The organism is Halopseudomonas sp. MFKK-1 (assembly GCF_027474385.1).
GTDB classification, from domain to species: Bacteria; Pseudomonadota; Gammaproteobacteria; order Pseudomonadales; family Pseudomonadaceae; genus Halopseudomonas; species Halopseudomonas aestusnigri.
Window position 1 is genome coordinate 2052302 of sequence record NZ_CP114836.1, and the last position, 15680, is coordinate 2067981.

Below are 15680 nucleotides of genomic sequence, written 5' to 3' on the forward strand. Positions count from 1 at the left end.
AATAACAACGTGGTATCGAAATCAGGAGTTTTAGAGTGGGTAAGTTTACGCGTGTAGCGGTGATGTCCCTGCTGGCTCTGGCCAGTTTCCAGGCCTCTGCCGAGATGAAGATTGCCGTGCTGGATTATCAGATGGCGCTGCTGGAGTCGGATGCAGCGAAGAAATACTCGGTTGACGCCGAAAAGCAGTTCGGTGCGCAGCTGCAACGCGTAAAGAATCTGGAAGCTGAAGCCAAGCGTTTGCAGGAGCGCCTGCAGCGTGATGGCGGTCAGATGGAGCAGTCCGAGCTCGAAAAGCTGGAGCTTGAACTGCGTCAGAAGGTACGTGAGTTCCAGCTGCAGTCGCGTGAGCTGAATGAGGCCAAGGCCCAGTCCGATCGTCAGATGCTGGAAACCCTGCGTCCGCGCCTGGATGCTGCCGTTGAAGGCGTACTGTCCGCAGGTGGTTACGACCTGGTACTCGATCGCGGTGGCGTGATCGAAGTGAAGCCGCAGTTCGATATCACCCGTCAGGTGATTGAGCGCCTGAATAGCACCCGCTGATGTCCGAAATCCTGTCCTTGTCCCTTGCGCGCCTGGCTGAAGAGCTCGGCGCGCAGCTTATTGGGGACCCGCAAACGGAAATCCTCGGCCTGGCGACCCTGCAGGATGCCGGCCCCGGCCAACTCGCTTTTCTGGCCAACGCCCAGTATCGCAAGTACCTGGCTGATACCCGTGCCAGTGCGGTCCTGCTGACCGAGCGCGATGCCGAGGGGTTTGCCGGCAATGCGCTGGTGGTGGCCGACCCTTATCTGACCTACGCTCGCCTGTCTCACCGCTTTGACCGCAAGCCCATAGCAGCTGCCGGTATTCACCCGACTGCGGTGGTGGCAGCGAACGCGCAGGTTGATCCCAGTGCCAGCATTGGCGCCGGTGTGGTTGTCGAGGCCGAGGCCGTTATCGGTGCCGGCGTTACCCTGAGTCCGCAGTGCTATGTCGGTGCGCGTTCGACTATCGGTGCGGGTGGCTGGCTCGCTCCCCGGGTGACCCTTTACCACGACGTTCATATTGGCGAGCGAGTGGTGATTCAGTCGGGTGCGGTAATCGGCTCCGAGGGGTTTGGCTTCGCCAATCAGGCTGGCCACTGGCAGAAAATTGCCCAGATTGGCGGAGTGCGTATTGGTGATGATGTCGAAATCGGTGCCAATACCACCATCGACCGCGGCGCCTTGGCCGACACCCTGATCGGCAACGGGGTCAAGCTCGATAACCAGATTCAGATCGCACATAACGTGCAGGTCGGTGATCACACGGCAATGGCGGCCTGCGTCGGTATCTCCGGCAGCACCAAAATCGGTCGCCACTGCATGATTGCTGGCGGTGTCGGCATGGTCGGGCATATCGAGGTCTGCGACAATGTGTTCGTCAGCGGCATGACCATGGTCACCCGCTCCATCACCGAGCCGGGTGCCTATTCCTCAGGTACGGCGATGCAGCCGGCTGGCGAATGGAAGAAGAGCGCTGCGCGTATCCGTCAGCTTGATGGTATGGCCAAGCGACTTCAGCAGCTCGAGAAACAGCTTGAGCAGGTGACTCGGCAGTCCCCCGACTCATCAAACGCCTGAGTGGCGCCCCGTTCGGGGCGCTTTTATCCTTTTCAGCAAGGCCAGCGATACATGGATATCAACGAAATCAAAGAATACCTGCCCCACCGTTACCCCTTCCTGCTGGTGGATCGGGTTCAGGAGCTGGATCTTGAGAACAAGCGCATTCGTGCTTACAAGAACGTCTCGGTCAATGAGCCGTTCTTCAATGGTCATTTTCCCCAGCACCCGATTATGCCCGGTGTGCTGATCATCGAGGCCATGGCTCAGGCCGCCGGCCTGCTCGGCTTCAAGATGATGGGCGTAAAACCGGCGGATGGCACTCTGTATTATTTTGTCGGCTCCGACAAGCTGCGCTTCCGCCAGCCGGTTGTGCCGGGCGATCAGCTTCAGCTGGAAGCCAGCTATCTGAGTGACAAGCGTGGTATCTGGAAGTTTGCCTGCCGTGCTACCGTTGACGGCAAGGAAGCCTGTTCAGCTGAAATCATTTGTGCGGAACGCAAGATATGAGTCGTATTCACCCTCTGGCGATTGTTGATCCGGCCGCACGGCTGGCTGATGACGTCGAGGTAGGTCCCTGGAGTTATATCGGTGCCGACGTCGAGATTGGCGCCGGCACGCAGGTAGCCTCCCATGTTGTTATCAAGGGGCCGACGACCATCGGGCGCGGGAACCGGATATTCCAGTTCGCGTCGGTGGGCGAGGAGTGTCAGGACAAGAAGTACAAGGGTGAGCCTACCCGGCTGGTGATTGGTGACAACAACATCATCCGCGAAGGCTGCACCCTGCATCGCGGAACCGTGCAGGACCAGGGCATCACCCGTATTGGCAGCAACAATCTGCTGATGGCGTATGTCCATGTCGCCCACGACTGCGTGGTTGGTGACAACATCATCATGGCCAACAATGCGACCATCGCCGGTCATGTACATGTGGGCGATGGTGCGATTCTGGGTGGCTACACCACAGTCCACCAGTTCTGCCACATCGGCTCCTTTGCCATGAGCGCCGCCAATACTGCGGTGTTCAAGGATATTCCGGCGTTTGTCATGGTCGGTGGTAACCCGGCCAGTGCCCATGGCATGAACTTCGAGGGCATGCGTCGTCGCGGTTATTCCGCCGAGCTGATCAGTGCGCTGCGCCGTGCCTACAAGGTCGTCTACCGTCAGGGTCTGACCACCAGCGAGGCTATGGCGCAACTGGCGGAGGCTGCCGAGCAGTTCCCGGAAGTTGCCCTGTACTGTGCCTCCATCAACGAGTCGACCCGCGGCATTACCCGCTGACATGGCAGGTATCGCCCCGTTGCGTTCGAACAAGCCCCTGTGTATTGCCCTGGTTGCCGGTGAGGCGTCCGGCGATACCCTGGGGGCAGGGCTGATCGCGGCGCTCAAGCAACGTTTCCCCAATGCACGTTTTATTGGTATCGGAGGGCCTCGCATGCTCGCCGAGGGCATGCAGACCCGGGTGCCGATGGAGCGTCTGTCGGTAATGGGGCTGGTCGAGGTGCTCGGGCGTCTGCGCGAGCTGCTCAGAATCCGTCGCGAGCTGGTCGATTACCTCAAGCAGGAGCGGCCGGACGTATTCATTGGTATTGATGCGCCGGACTTCACCCTTGGGGTTGAACAGCGTCTGCGTGACGTGGGCATTCCCACGGTGCACTACGTCAGCCCGTCGGTCTGGGCGTGGCGTGAGAAGCGGGTTCTGGGTATCGCTCAGTCGACCGATCTGATGCTCACCCTGTTTCCCTTTGAGGAAGACGTCTACCGCCGGCACGGTGTGGCGGTGCGCTGCGTCGGCCACACCCTGGCCGACCGTGTCCCGCTGGAGCCGGATCGTGCCGCCGCGCGGCAGTCGCTGGGTCTGGCGGAAGCGGGACGTGTTGTCGCTCTGCTGCCGGGTAGCCGCAACGGTGAGCTGCGCAAGCTGGGGCGCCTGTTCCTGGATACTGCCGCCTGGTGCCTTGAGCGTCAGCCGGATCTGCAGTTCATCATGCCCTGCGCCAGTCCTGAACGCCATCAGCAGATGGACGCCATTCTCGCCGAGAGCGGACTTGAGTTGCCGCTGACCCTGTTCGACGGCCAGGCTCATGAGGTATTGGCTGCCTGTGATGCGGTATTGATCGCCTCGGGTACCGCCACGCTCGAAGCCATGCTGTTCAAGCGCCCGATGGTGGTGGCCTATCGTATGGCGGGGCTGACCTTCCGTATCCTCAAGCGGCTGGTCAAGGTGGGGCATGTGTCGCTGCCGAATTTGCTGGCCGGGCGCGAAGTGGCCCCCGAGTTCCTGCAGGATGCGGCGACGCCCGAGGCAATGGGCGAGGCGCTGCTGGCCCGCCTGCTGCCGACCGCAGAGCGAGCCGAAACAGAACAGACCTTTATGCAGCTGCATCAGATGCTGCGTCGTGATGCCGATCAGTGCGCGGCGGACGCGGTTGCCGACCTGATGGCCGAGCGTGGACACCTGTGAGTCAGCTCAGCATGGACTGGTCATTGCCGGCGGGCGAGGAGCTGATCGCCGGGGTTGATGAGGTAGGGCGCGGTCCGCTCTGTGGTGCGGTGGTTACCGCGGCCGTTATCCTGGATCCGGCCCGTCCGATCGAAGGGCTGAATGATTCCAAGAAATTGACCGAGGCGCGGCGAGAGGCACTCTTTCCGCTGATTCAGGAGCGCGCGCTCGCCTGGTGCATTGCCCGGGCCGAGGTGGAAGAAATCGATCGGCTGAATATTCTGCACGCTACCATGCTGGCGATGCAGCGCGCGGTAGCGGGGTTGCAGGTTCGCCCCGATCTGGTGCTGGTGGACGGCAATCGCTGTCCGGCGTTGCCGATGCGCAGCGAGCCGGTGATCAAGGGCGATAGCCGGGTGCCGGCAATTGCGGCAGCATCGATTCTGGCCAAGGTCGCACGTGATCGCGAAATGCTGGAGTTGGACAGGCAATATCCCGGGTATGGCATAGCCGGTCACAAAGGCTATCCAACGCCGGTGCACCTCGCCGCACTGCGTGAGCTGGGTGCGACACCCATTCATCGTCGTTCCTTTGCGCCGGTGCGCAAGGCGCTGGAACGGTAACCGGCTGCAGCGGTCACATCGTTCTGTATGCTGCGACTGGCCGCAGCAGTTCCCCGTCGCTACAATTCTCTGCCTGACGCTTCGCCATCTGAAACAGGATTTCCATGTCATTTTCCTTTGTTCACCTGCGTGTCCACAGTGAGTACTCCCTGGTCGACGGACTGGTCAAGGTCAAACCCCTGATCAAGGCTGTTACCGAGGCGGGCATGCCGGCGGTGGCGATTACCGACCAGAGCAACATGTGCAGCCTGGTCAAGTTCTACAAGGCTGCGATGGCCGGTGGCATCAAGCCGATTTCCGGCGTTGATCTGTGGCTGACCGATGCCGAAGACGACAGCGTGCTGACCCGCATCAGTCTGCTGGCGATGAACCCCAAGGGCTACCGCAATCTCACCGAGCTGGTCTCGCGTGGCTATACCGAGGGTCAGCGCAACGGCGTTGTTACGGTGCGTCGGGAGTGGATTGCCGAGGCCAGCGAGGGCGTGATCGCCCTGTCGGCGGCCAAGGAAGGGGAGATTGGTATCGCGCTGCTGTCTTCGAGCCCCGAACGGGCGGATGAGCTGCTGGCCTATTGGATGGGTGTCTTCCCTGATCGCTTTTATCTCGAACTGCAGCGCACCAGTCGCGTCAATGATGAGGAACACGTGCATGCCGCCGTCGCGCTGGCGGCGCGCAGCGGCTGTCCGGTGGTCGCGACCAACGATGTACGCTTTCTCAAGCGCGGTGACTTCGAGGCCCATGAGACCCGTGTCTGCATTGGTGAGGGCAGGGCGCTGGACGATCCGCGCCGGGTGCGTCAGTACAGCGAGGAGCAGTACCTGAAAACCTCGGAGGAAATGGCCGAGCTGTTTGCCGATATCCCCGAGGCGCTGGAAAACAGTGTCGAAATTGCCAAGCGCTGCAATATCGATGTCCAGCTGGGTACCTACTTTCTGCCGGAGTTTCCCATTCCGGATGGTCTTACCATCGAGGAGTACTTCAAGAAGGTCTCCTTCGAGGGCCTGGAAGAGCGTCTGAAGGTGATTCTGCCGCCTGATACGCCGGACTACGAGGCCAAGCGCCAGGTCTATATCGACCGTCTCAACTTCGAACTCGACATCATCAATCAGATGGGCTTTCCCGGCTACTTCCTGATCGTGATGGACTTTATCAAGTGGGCCAAGGGCAACGGCGTGCCGGTAGGCCCGGGCCGGGGCTCGGGGGCGGGGTCGCTTGTCGCCTATTCGCTGCTGATTACCGACCTTGATCCGCTGGCCTACGATCTGCTGTTTGAGCGCTTCCTCAACCCGGAGCGTATTTCCATGCCCGACTTCGACGTCGACTTCTGCATGGAAGGCCGCGATCGGGTCATCGACTATGTAGCCGACGCCTACGGCCGAAACGCGGTCTCGCAGATCATCACCTTCGGTACCATGGCGGCCAAGGCGGTAGTGCGCGACGTGGCGCGGGTGCAGGGCAAGTCTTACGGCCTGGCCGACAAGCTGTCGAAGATGATTCCCTTCGAGGTCGGCATGACGCTGACCAAGGCCTATGAGCAGGAAGAGATGCTGCGCGATTTCCTCGCCAACGATGAGGAAGCCCAGGAAATCTGGGACATGGCGCTCAAGCTGGAGGGTATTACCCGTAACGTCGGAAAACACGCCGGGGGCGTGGTAATCGCGCCGACCAAGCTGACCGATTTCGCGCCACTGTATTGCGACGAATCGGGTGGCGGCCTGGTTACCCAGTTCGACAAGGACGACGTGGAAGCCGCCGGTCTGGTGAAGTTCGACTTCCTCGGTCTGCGGACCCTGACCATCATCAAGTGGGCGATGGAAACCATCCACCGCCAGCAGCGTGCGCAGGGCGCCAGTGACGAGGAACTGGTCAATATCGACCTGATCCCGCTGGATGACGCACCGACCTACAGCATGCTGCAAAAAGCGGAAACCACCGCCGTTTTCCAGCTTGAATCGCGCGGCATGAAGGAGCTGATCAAGAAGCTCAAGCCCGACTGTCTGGAAGACATGATCGCACTGGTGGCCCTGTTCCGTCCTGGCCCGTTGCAGTCAGGCATGGTGGACGACTTCATCAACCGCAAGCACGGACGGGAAGAGATTTCCTACCCGCACCCCAACTATCAGTACGCCGGTCTTGAGCCGGTACTAAAGCCTACCTACGGCATCATCCTGTATCAGGAACAGGTCATGCAGATCGCCCAGGTGATGGCTGGCTACACCCTGGGTGGCGCGGACATGCTGCGCCGGGCGATGGGTAAGAAAAAGCCCGAAGAGATGGCCAAGCAGCGTGGCGGCTTTATCGAAGGCTGCGCCAATAACGGCATTGACGCGGACCTGGCCGGTAACATTTTCGATCTGGTAGAAAAGTTCGCCGGTTACGGCTTCAACAAGTCGCATTCGGCCGCCTATGGTCTGGTTTCCTACCAGACTGCCTGGCTGAAGGCCCATTACCCGGCACCCTTCATGGCAGCGGTTCTCTCGGCGGATATGCACAACACCGACAAGGTGGTGACGCTGATTGAGGAATGCCGCAGCATGCGCCTGCGGATCAAGGCGCCGGATGTCAATGTTTCGGAATTCAAGTTCACCGTCGATGACGCCGGTGATGTGGTTTACGGCCTCGGCGCGATCAAGGGCGTGGGTGAAGGCCCGGTCGAAACCATCGTTGAGACCCGCAAGGCCGGCGGCCCGTTTAACGACTTGTTCGACTTCTGCGCCCGGGTGGACCTCAAGCGTATCAACAAGCGGGTGATGGAAGCGCTGATTCGCAGCGGTGCGCTGGATCGCCTCGGGCCGTTCTTCGCCGAGGAAGTTCAGGCCTATCAGAAGCAGATCGACCGTAACCGCGCAGCATTGATGAGCGCGATGGAAGAGGCGATTGCCTCGGCCGAACAGACCGCGCGCAGCGCCGATAGCGGCCACGACGACCTGTTTGGTGATTTGCTAGGGCCATCTACCGAACGCGACGTGTACGAGCCCTACCGCAAGGTGCGCGAGTGGACCTTCAAGGAACGCCTGCGTGGCGAGAAGGAAACCCTGGGTCTGTATCTGACGGGTCACCCGATCGACGAGTACGAACGCGAGATTCGCCGCTTTGCCCGTCAGCGCATTCTGGATCTGAAGCCTTCGCGCGAGAGCCAGACCATCGCTGGGCTGGTATTCGACATGCGGGTGATGAAGAACAAGCGCGGCGACAAGGTAGGCTTTGTCACCCTCGATGACCGATCGGCGCGGATCGAGGTGTCACTGTTCTCCGAGGCCTACAATGCGGCGCAGGCTTTGCTGCAGAAGGACGCCATGCTGGTGGTCGAAGGGGAGGTTGCGGTCGATGACTTCTCTGGCGGCATGCGGGTGCGTGCCAAGCGCGTGATGAGTCTGGAGGAGGCGCGTACCGGGCTGCTCGACAGTGTACGGGTGAACCTCGATGGCGCCCGTCACGACGCCGCCGCGCTGAGCCGAATGGCAGGGCTGCTGCAGCAGTATCGCGGCGGCTGCCCGGTTACGGTCGAGTACCAGCGGGCCGATGCGGCAGCGCTGCTGCGCCTGGGTGACGAGTGGCGTGTGGAGCCGGCAGACGATCTGCTGCAAAGCCTGCGTGACCAGTTGGGCAAAGACAGCGTCTCTCTGCACTATAGATAGCGCAAAGCCGGATGCTCGACGGGCGCCCGGCAATCCCGTAAGGTTATTTGCGAAACTTTTGGATGCCCGGATCGGGCGCAAGCGGATGATGGATGCCTATGAGCAACAGCCAGAAATACTTGGAGTTTGAACAGCCAATTGCGGACCTGCAGGCCAAGATCGAAGAGCTGCGTCTGGTCGGCAGTGACAACGCGCTGAACATCACCGAAGAAATCACTCGGCTGCAGGAGAAGAGCAAGTCCCTGACCGAGAGCATTTTCGGCAACCTGAGCAGCTGGCAGGTTGCCCAGATGTCGCGCCACCCGCAGCGGCCCTATACGCTGGATTATATCCGTCACATTTTTACCGACTTTGAAGAGCTGCACGGCGATCGCCATTTTGCCGATGATGCCGCCATCGTTGGCGGCATTGCGCGTCTGGACGGCCGGCCGGTGATGGTCATCGGTCACCAGAAAGGCCGTGACGTAAAGGAAAAGGTGCGCCGCAACTTCGGCATGCCCAAGCCGGAAGGCTACCGCAAGGCCTGCCGCCTGATGGAAATGGCCGAGCGCTTCAAGATGCCGATCCTGACCTTTATCGACACCCCCGGCGCGTATCCGGGTATTGATGCCGAAGAGCGCGGCCAGAGTGAGGCCATTGCCTGGAACCTGCAGGTCATGTCGCGTCTGAAAACGCCGATTATCGCCACTGTTATTGGTGAAGGCGGCTCCGGCGGTGCGCTGGCCATTGGTGTCTGCGATCATCTGATGATGCTGCAGTACTCGACCTATTCGGTGATCTCGCCCGAGGGCTGTGCTTCCATTCTCTGGAAAAGCGCCGAAAAGGCGGCTGATGCAGCGGCGGCCATGGGTATTACCGCCGAGCGTCTGAAAGAGCTGGGACTGGTCGACACCCTGATCCCCGAGCCGCTGGGTGGCGCACAGCGCTCACCGCAGGAAACTGCCGAGCGCCTCAAGCAGCAACTGGTTGCGCAACTGGCCAAACTTGACGAACGCACTCCCGAGCAACTGCTGGAAACCCGCTACCAGCGGCTGATGTCCTTCGGTATTCAGTAAATGCTCACACCGCAGGGGCTGCGCGAGCAGCTCAGCTCCTGTTTGGGCGCCCCGGCCTGGTGGCTGGGGTTGTCCGGTGGTCTGGATTCCATGGTTCTACTTGAGCTGCTGGTCCAGGCGCGCCAATCCTCTGATATTCCGCCACTTTACGCCATTCATATTCATCACGGACTGCACCCCGAGGCTGACGCCTGGGCGATGCATTGTCAGCGTGCCTGCGACGCCCGGGGTGTGCCGCTGACGGTGGTGCGGGTGCGGGTGGGGCAGAGTCCCAGTATCGAACAGGCTGCCCGCGACGCGCGCTACGCAGCCTTTGCTGAGGCACTGCCGGAGGGCGCCGAGTTGCTGCTGGCGCATCATGCCGATGATCAGCTGGAAACGATGTTGTTTCGCATGCTGCGTGGCACGGGTATTCAAGGGCTGGCAGGGATGCCTGCTCGTCGCCCGCTCGGGCGTGGCTGGCTGTCACGACCGTTGCTGGACGCGTCGCGCGCCGAGCTTGCGGATTTCGCTGTTCGACAGGGTTTGAACTGGATTGAGGATCCTGCCAACAGGGATGCGCGTTTTGCCCGTACGGCGCTGCGGCACGCGTTGTTGCCGGCGCTGCGTGACAGCTGGCCGCAGGTAGACCAGAGTCTGCGCCGCCTGGCAGAACATGCTGATGAGGCCTGCGGGTTGCTGGATGACCTGGCAGCATCTGATCTGCAGTCTGCCGTGTTACCGCTTGATGATGCCTGGCTTGGTCACTGGCCGAGTCTGCTGCTTGCACCGGTACTGGTGTTGTCGCCCGCCAGGCAGCGCAATCTGCTGCGTTTCTGGTTGAGGCAGCAGGGCGTGCTGATGCCGGATCAGCGGCATCTTGATCAGTGGGTGCAGCAACTCGCAGCCTGCAGCGACGCGCAACCGCAACTGCTGCTGGGTAGCCACAGGCTATACCGTTCGTCAGATCGTCTCTGGCTGGTGGAGGCCGGCTGGCCCCGGCAGGGGAGTGCCCAGATTTGTCAGCCACTTGCCTGTCAGTCTCTGTTGGCCGGTAACGGGACCCTCTGTATCGCGCCGTCGTCCGGCGGTTTACGAGCTCCCGGTGCGGCTGGGTGGCAGCTTGCGTACCGGCAGGGGGGCGAGCGAATAAAGCTGCCGGGCAGGCCTACCCGGTCGGTCAAACAGCTGCTTCAGGAGGCCCGCGTACCTGCCTGGCTGCGTCCTTCGGTGCCGTTGCTATACTCAGGCGGCGAGCTGGTTTCGGTGGCGGGGCGCTGGAACGCCGAGCAGGCTCTGGTGGACGGAAATCAGAGTGGTTTTACGGTCAGTTGGAAGCCTGTTTCGGATTGAGCAAGCGGGGCCCGTCTGGTATCCTGACTTCCCATCTTGACGAGACTTTGGCTGACCCTTCAGGTCACCTCTGACTCCCTTCGAATTCCTCGCGGTGCAAACCGCTTAACTGTTCAATCTATGGGTTTTTCATGACGCGCTACATCTTCGTCACGGGTGGTGTTGTTTCTTCTTTGGGTAAGGGCATCGCCTCGGCTTCCCTCGCGGCTATCCTCGAGGCGCGTGGTCTGAAGGTCACCATGCTCAAGCTGGATCCCTATATCAACGTGGATCCGGGCACCATGAGTCCCTTCCAGCATGGTGAAGTCTTCGTGACCCATGATGGCGCGGAAACCGACCTTGATCTGGGGCACTACGAGCGTTTCGTCAACGCTACCATGACTCAGAACAACAACTTCACCACCGGCCGTGTCTATGCCGACGTGCTGCGCAAGGAGCGCCGTGGTGACTATCTGGGCGCGACCATTCAGGTCATTCCGCACATTACCGACGAGATCAAGAGCCGCATCATCAAGGGTGCCGGCGATGCCGACGTGGCGCTGGTTGAAATCGGCGGTACCGTGGGCGACATCGAGTCCCAGCCGTTCCTGGAAGCCATCCGTCAGCTGCGGGTGGAGGTCGGTGCCAAGCGCGCGATGCTGATGCACCTGACGCTGGTGCCCTACATCGCCACCGCTGGCGAGACCAAGACCAAGCCGACCCAGCATTCGGTCAAGGAGCTGCGCTCCATCGGCCTGCAGCCCGACGTGCTGATCTGCCGCTCCGATCATCCGATCGATCTGTCTTCGCGCCGCAAGATTGCGCTGTTTACCAACGTGGAAGAGCGTGCGGTGATCGGTCTGGAAGACGTCGACACCATCTACAAGATTCCGTCTGTACTGCACGCACAGGGCCTGGATGACTTCGTCGTCGAACGCTTTGGTCTGGAGTGCGGTCAGGCTGACCTGTCCGAGTGGGACCGCGTGGTAGACGCCAAGCTCAACCCCGAGCATGAAGTCACCATCGCCATGGTCGGCAAGTACATGGAGCTGCTCGATGCCTACAAGTCGCTGATCGAGGCACTCAGCCACGCCGGCATTCAGGCACGCACCAAGGTGAATGTGCGCTATATCGACTCCGAGAATATCGAACAGCAAGGCACCGGTCTGCTGGAAGGGGTCGACGCCATTCTGGTGCCGGGCGGCTTTGGCTCCCGTGGTGTCGAGGGCAAGATCTCGGCCGTGCGCTATGCCCGCGAGAACAAGATTCCGTACCTGGGCATCTGTCTGGGCATGCAGGTCGCGGTCATCGAGTACGCCCGCAATGTGCTGGGCTGGAGTGATGCCAACTCCACCGAGTTCGACAAGACCTCCGGTCACCCGGTTGTGGGTCTGATCACCGAGTGGCAGGATGCGACCGGTCAGACCGAGCTGCGTACCGAGGCGTCCGACTTGGGCGGCACCATGCGTCTGGGTGCGCAGGAATGCACGCTGGAGCCGGGCTCCAAGGCGCACGACTGCTATGGCAAGGACGTGATCGTCGAGCGTCACCGTCACCGCTACGAGGTCAACAATAATCTGTTGCCCGATCTGCAGGCTGGCGGTTTGAGTATTTCCGGTCGTTCCGGCGACGGCGCGCTGGTCGAGGTAGTCGAGGTCAAGGATCACCCGTGGTTCGTGGCCTGCCAGTTCCACCCGGAATTTACTTCGACGCCGCGTTACGGCCACCCGCTGTTCAGTGGTTTCATCGGCGCCGCGCTGCGTCAGCACAAGAACGGCTGAGATTAAGGAAGAAGCTGGCTTATGGCACAGAAAATCGTGCGCGTTGGTGACATCGAGATGGCCAACGACAAACCCTTCGTTCTGTTTGGTGGCATGAACGTACTGGAGTCGCGAGATCTGGCAATGCAGATCTGCGAGCACTACGTTGAAGTCACCGGCAAGCTGGGGATTCCCTACGTGTTCAAGGCCAGCTTCGACAAGGCCAACCGCTCGTCGATCAACTCGTTCCGCGGCCCCGGCATGGAAGAGGGTCTTAAGATCTTTGAAGAGATCAAGCGCACCTTCAACGTGCCGGTCATCACTGACGTGCACGAGCCCTATCAGGCTGCGCCGGTTGCCGAAGTGTGCGACATCATCCAGCTGCCGGCCTTCCTGTCCCGGCAGACGGATCTGGTTGTGGCGATGGCCAAAACCAACGCCGTGATCAACATCAAGAAGGCCCAGTTCCTCGCGCCGCAGGAAATGAAACACATCCTCACCAAGTGTGAAGAAGCCGGCAATGACCGCCTTGTGCTGTGCGAGCGCGGTTCGTCCTTCGGTTACAACAATCTGGTAGTCGACATGCTTGGCTTCGGCATCATGAAGCAGTTCGAGTACCCGGTGTTCTTCGACGTGACCCATGCCCTGCAGATGCCGGGTGGTCGCAGTGACTCGGCCGGCGGTCGCCGGGCACAGGTCACCGATCTGGCCAAGGCGGGCATGAGCCAGGGCCTGGCGGGTCTGTTCCTCGAAGCGCACCCCGATCCTGACAACGCCAAGTGCGACGGCCCCTGCGCCCTGCGCCTGGACAAGCTGGAGCCGTTCCTTGCCCAGTTGAAGGCCCTTGACGATCTGGTCAAGAGCTTCCCGGTGCTGGAAACGGCTTGAGCCGCTACCGCTTTCACCCGATTGACCCGATATACGGAGCTAGCAAGTAAAGATGGCAAAAATCATTGATATCAAGGGCCGTGAGGTTCTGGACTCGCGCGGTAACCCGACCGTTGAAGCGGACGTAATTCTGGAAGGCGGCATCATGGGCAGCGCCTGTGCACCCTCCGGCGCCTCTACCGGTTCGCGCGAAGCACTGGAACTGCGTGATGGCGACAAGAGCCGTTACCTCGGCAAGGGCGTGCTCAAGGCCGTCGCCAATATCAATGGCCCCATCCGTGAGCTGCTGGTTGGTCGTGATGCCACCGCTCAGGCTGACCTGGATCGCGCCATGATCGAACTGGACGGCACCGAAAACAAGGCCAAGCTGGGCGCCAACGCGATCCTCGCCGTTTCCCTGGCGGCAGCCAAGGCGGCTGCCCAGGCCAAGGGCGTGCCGCTGTACGCGCACATTGCCGACCTGAACGGTACCCCCGGTGTCTACTCCATGCCGGTACCGATGATGAACATCATCAACGGCGGTGAGCACGCCGACAACAACGTCGACATCCAGGAGTTCATGGTTCAGCCGGTTGGCGCCAAGAACTTCGCCGATGCGCTGCGCATGGGTGCCGAGATTTTCCATCACCTCAAAGCGGTTCTGAAGGCCCGTGGTCTGAACACCGCAGTCGGTGACGAAGGCGGCTTCGCGCCGAACCTGGCGTCCAACGAAGACGCGCTGGCAGCCATCGCCGAGGCCGTTGCCAACGCCGGTTACACCCTGGGTGACGACGTCACTCTGGCACTGGACTGCGCTTCCAGCGAGTTCTACAAGGACGGCAATTACGACCTGGCCGGCGAAGGCAAGGTGTTCGATGCGGCCGGTTTTGCCGACTACCTGGCTGGCCTGACCCAGCGCTACCCGATCATCTCCATCGAAGACGGCATGGACGAGTCCGACTGGGCTGGCTGGAAAGTCCTGACCGACAAGATCGGCGAGAAGGTACAGCTGGTTGGTGACGACCTGTTCGTGACCAACACCAAGATTCTCAAGCGCGGTATCGACGAGAAGATCGGCAACTCCATCCTGATCAAGTTCAACCAGATCGGTTCGCTGACCGAGACCCTGGAAGCGATCCAGATGGCCAAGGCTGCCGGCTTTACCGCCGTCATCTCGCACCGCTCCGGTGAGACCGAAGACAGCACCATCGCCGATCTGGCTGTGGGTACCGCTGCCGGTCAGATCAAGACCGGTTCGCTGTGCCGTTCCGACCGCGTATCCAAGTACAACCAGCTGCTGCGTATCGAAGAGCAACTGGGTGACAAGGCGCCCTACAAGGGTCGCGCCGAGTTCCGCGGCTGATCGGTCTGGCGGGTACGCGTGAGCGTACCCGCCGTTCCTTGACAGGAGCATCCGGCTTGAAATGGCTCTGGCTCATTGCGCTGTCGCTGCTGGCGGCGATGCAGTACCGACTCTGGGTCGGCGAGGGCAGTCTTGCCCACGTTTCCCAGCTCAAGCAGCAGATTGCCGAGCAGCAGCGCGAGAACGAGCAGCTGCTGGAGCGTAATCGTGTGCTGACGGCAGAGGTCATTGAACTCAAGCAGGGGCTGGAAACCGTCGAAGAGCGTGCCCGTCGTGAGCTGGGCATGGTCAAGCAGGGCGAGACCCTGTTCCAACTGAGCGACCAATGAGCGTCGCTACACCCGATTTCTGGGTCGTTCTGCCCGCCGCCGGTGTCGGCGCGCGCATGCAGGCAGACCGTCCGAAGCAATACCTTCTCTGGGGTGAGCGCACCCTGATCGAACACACCCTGGCCTGCTTCCTGGATCAACCGGGGCTGCGCGGGTTGGTGGTGTCCCTCTCTGCAGATGATGGCTGGTGGCCGACGCTGCCCTGCGCGCAGGATGCGCGTATCACCCGTGCAGTCGGCGGCCGCGAGCGTGCCGACTCGGTACTCAATGGCCTGATTGCGTTGCGGGAGCTGGGCGCGACCGATGACGACTGGGTGCTGGTGCACGACGCGGCTCGCCCCAATCTCGCCGATAGCGACCTGCACAAGCTGCTCAGCACGTTAGCCGATGATCCGGTCGGTGGACTACTGGCTGTACCGGTGCGCGATACTCTCAAGCAGATCGGTCCGGATGGCCGGGTGTCATCAACACCCGATCGCAGCCTGTTCTGGCAGGCTTACACGCCACAGATGTTTCGTCTCGGGCCATTGCAGCAGGCGCTGGCCGAGGCGCTGGCCGCTGGCGCCCGGATTACCGATGAGGCCTCGGCGATGGAGTGGGTCGGTCAGGCACCGCTGCTGGTGGAAGGCCGTGCCGACAATCTGAAAATTACCCGCCCCGAAGATCTGGAGTGGCTGCGTCAGCGCGAGCGCTGATGTTGACACGCT

General features: G+C 61.2%; 14 protein-coding genes. All 14 read left to right on the forward strand.

What is annotated here, in order from left to right:
• The first annotated feature begins 35 nt into the window (after window positions 1-35).
• The 14 genes from O5O48_RS09615 to ispD all read left to right on the forward strand — a co-directional run bounded on the left by O5O48_RS09615 (window position 36) and on the right by ispD (window position 15668).
• Window positions 36-542 carry an OmpH family outer membrane protein gene (locus O5O48_RS09615; RefSeq protein WP_088273400.1) on the forward strand — a complete coding sequence of 169 codons (507 nt, stop codon included), beginning with the start codon at window positions 36-38 and terminating at the stop codon, window positions 540-542.
• A complete protein-coding gene (gene lpxD / locus O5O48_RS09620; RefSeq protein ID WP_269686868.1) occupies window positions 542-1603 on the forward strand; it encodes a UDP-3-O-(3-hydroxymyristoyl)glucosamine N-acyltransferase in 1062 nt (353 codons plus the stop codon). The genes O5O48_RS09615 and lpxD overlap by 1 nt, the downstream gene beginning before the upstream one ends.
• A gap of 51 nt (window positions 1604-1654) precedes the next feature.
• Window positions 1655-2092: a 3-hydroxyacyl-ACP dehydratase FabZ gene (gene fabZ / locus O5O48_RS09625; RefSeq protein WP_088273402.1), complete on the forward strand. Its 438-nt coding sequence runs from the start codon at window positions 1655-1657 to the stop codon at window positions 2090-2092.
• The gene (gene lpxA / locus O5O48_RS09630) at window positions 2089-2865 is read left to right on the forward strand and encodes an acyl-ACP--UDP-N-acetylglucosamine O-acyltransferase (protein WP_088273403.1); all 777 of its coding nucleotides are present in this window, start codon (window positions 2089-2091) and stop codon (window positions 2863-2865) included. The genes fabZ and lpxA overlap by 4 nt, the downstream gene beginning before the upstream one ends.
• 1 nt (window position 2866) lies before the next feature.
• Entirely contained in the window at window positions 2867-4048 is a 1182-nt protein-coding gene (gene lpxB, locus O5O48_RS09635; RefSeq protein WP_269686869.1) for a lipid-A-disaccharide synthase, read from the forward strand.
• A gap of 11 nt (window positions 4049-4059) precedes the next feature.
• Entirely contained in the window at window positions 4060-4650 is a 591-nt protein-coding gene (gene rnhB, locus O5O48_RS09640; RefSeq protein WP_228245356.1) for a ribonuclease HII, read from the forward strand.
• A gap of 104 nt (window positions 4651-4754) precedes the next feature.
• Entirely contained in the window at window positions 4755-8288 is a 3534-nt protein-coding gene (gene dnaE / locus O5O48_RS09645; RefSeq protein ID WP_269686870.1) for a DNA polymerase III subunit alpha, read from the forward strand.
• Window positions 8289-8386: 98 nt separating this feature from the next.
• The gene (accA, locus tag O5O48_RS09650) at window positions 8387-9343 is read left to right on the forward strand and encodes an acetyl-CoA carboxylase carboxyl transferase subunit alpha (protein WP_228245358.1); all 957 of its coding nucleotides are present in this window, start codon (window positions 8387-8389) and stop codon (window positions 9341-9343) included.
• Complete coding sequence (tilS, locus tag O5O48_RS09655; protein ID WP_269686871.1) at window positions 9344-10675, forward strand: tRNA lysidine(34) synthetase TilS; 1332 nt, start codon at window positions 9344-9346, stop codon at window positions 10673-10675.
• A 131-nt stretch (window positions 10676-10806) separates the two neighbouring features.
• Complete coding sequence (locus O5O48_RS09660) at window positions 10807-12435, forward strand: CTP synthase (protein WP_269686872.1); 1629 nt, start codon at window positions 10807-10809, stop codon at window positions 12433-12435.
• A gap of 21 nt (window positions 12436-12456) precedes the next feature.
• Window positions 12457-13302 carry a 3-deoxy-8-phosphooctulonate synthase gene (kdsA, locus tag O5O48_RS09665; protein ID WP_269686873.1) on the forward strand — a complete coding sequence of 282 codons (846 nt, stop codon included), beginning with the start codon at window positions 12457-12459 and terminating at the stop codon, window positions 13300-13302.
• Window positions 13303-13354: 52 nt separating this feature from the next.
• Window positions 13355-14644, forward strand: a complete 1290-nt coding sequence (gene eno / locus O5O48_RS09670; protein WP_269686874.1) for a phosphopyruvate hydratase — start codon at window positions 13355-13357, stop codon at window positions 14642-14644.
• A 98-nt stretch (window positions 14645-14742) separates the two neighbouring features.
• Entirely contained in the window at window positions 14743-14973 is a 231-nt protein-coding gene (locus O5O48_RS09675) for a septum formation initiator family protein (protein ID WP_088273905.1), read from the forward strand.
• Window positions 14970-15668 carry a 2-C-methyl-D-erythritol 4-phosphate cytidylyltransferase gene (gene ispD, locus O5O48_RS09680; protein ID WP_269686875.1) on the forward strand — a complete coding sequence of 233 codons (699 nt, stop codon included), beginning with the start codon at window positions 14970-14972 and terminating at the stop codon, window positions 15666-15668. Before O5O48_RS09675 ends, ispD begins: the two co-directional genes overlap by 4 nt.
• Window positions 15669-15680: the final 12 nt, after the last annotated feature.

Bases quoted from the DNA above. Each gene is read 5' to 3' on its own strand.
- dnaE (WP_269686870.1), top strand. From the start codon at position 4,755: ATGTCATTTTCCTTTGTTCACCTGCGTGTCCACAGTGAGTACTCCCTG.
- O5O48_RS09660 (WP_269686872.1), top strand. From the start codon at position 10,807: ATGACGCGCTACATCTTCGTCACGGGTGGTGTTGTTTCTTCTTTGGGT.
- fabZ (WP_088273402.1), top strand. From the start codon at position 1,655: ATGGATATCAACGAAATCAAAGAATACCTGCCCCACCGTTACCCCTTC.
- rnhB (WP_228245356.1), top strand. From the start codon at position 4,060: ATGGACTGGTCATTGCCGGCGGGCGAGGAGCTGATCGCCGGGGTTGAT.
- tilS (WP_269686871.1), top strand. From the start codon at position 9,344: ATGCTCACACCGCAGGGGCTGCGCGAGCAGCTCAGCTCCTGTTTGGGC.
- O5O48_RS09675 (WP_088273905.1), top strand. From the start codon at position 14,743: ATGCAGTACCGACTCTGGGTCGGCGAGGGCAGTCTTGCCCACGTTTCC.
- ispD (WP_269686875.1), top strand. From the start codon at position 14,970: ATGAGCGTCGCTACACCCGATTTCTGGGTCGTTCTGCCCGCCGCCGGT.
- lpxA (WP_088273403.1), top strand. From the start codon at position 2,089: ATGAGTCGTATTCACCCTCTGGCGATTGTTGATCCGGCCGCACGGCTG.
- lpxB (WP_269686869.1), top strand. From the start codon at position 2,867: ATGGCAGGTATCGCCCCGTTGCGTTCGAACAAGCCCCTGTGTATTGCC.
- kdsA (WP_269686873.1), top strand. From the start codon at position 12,457: ATGGCACAGAAAATCGTGCGCGTTGGTGACATCGAGATGGCCAACGAC.
- eno (WP_269686874.1), top strand. From the start codon at position 13,355: ATGGCAAAAATCATTGATATCAAGGGCCGTGAGGTTCTGGACTCGCGC.
- lpxD (WP_269686868.1), top strand. From the start codon at position 542: ATGTCCGAAATCCTGTCCTTGTCCCTTGCGCGCCTGGCTGAAGAGCTC.
- accA (WP_228245358.1), top strand. From the start codon at position 8,387: ATGAGCAACAGCCAGAAATACTTGGAGTTTGAACAGCCAATTGCGGAC.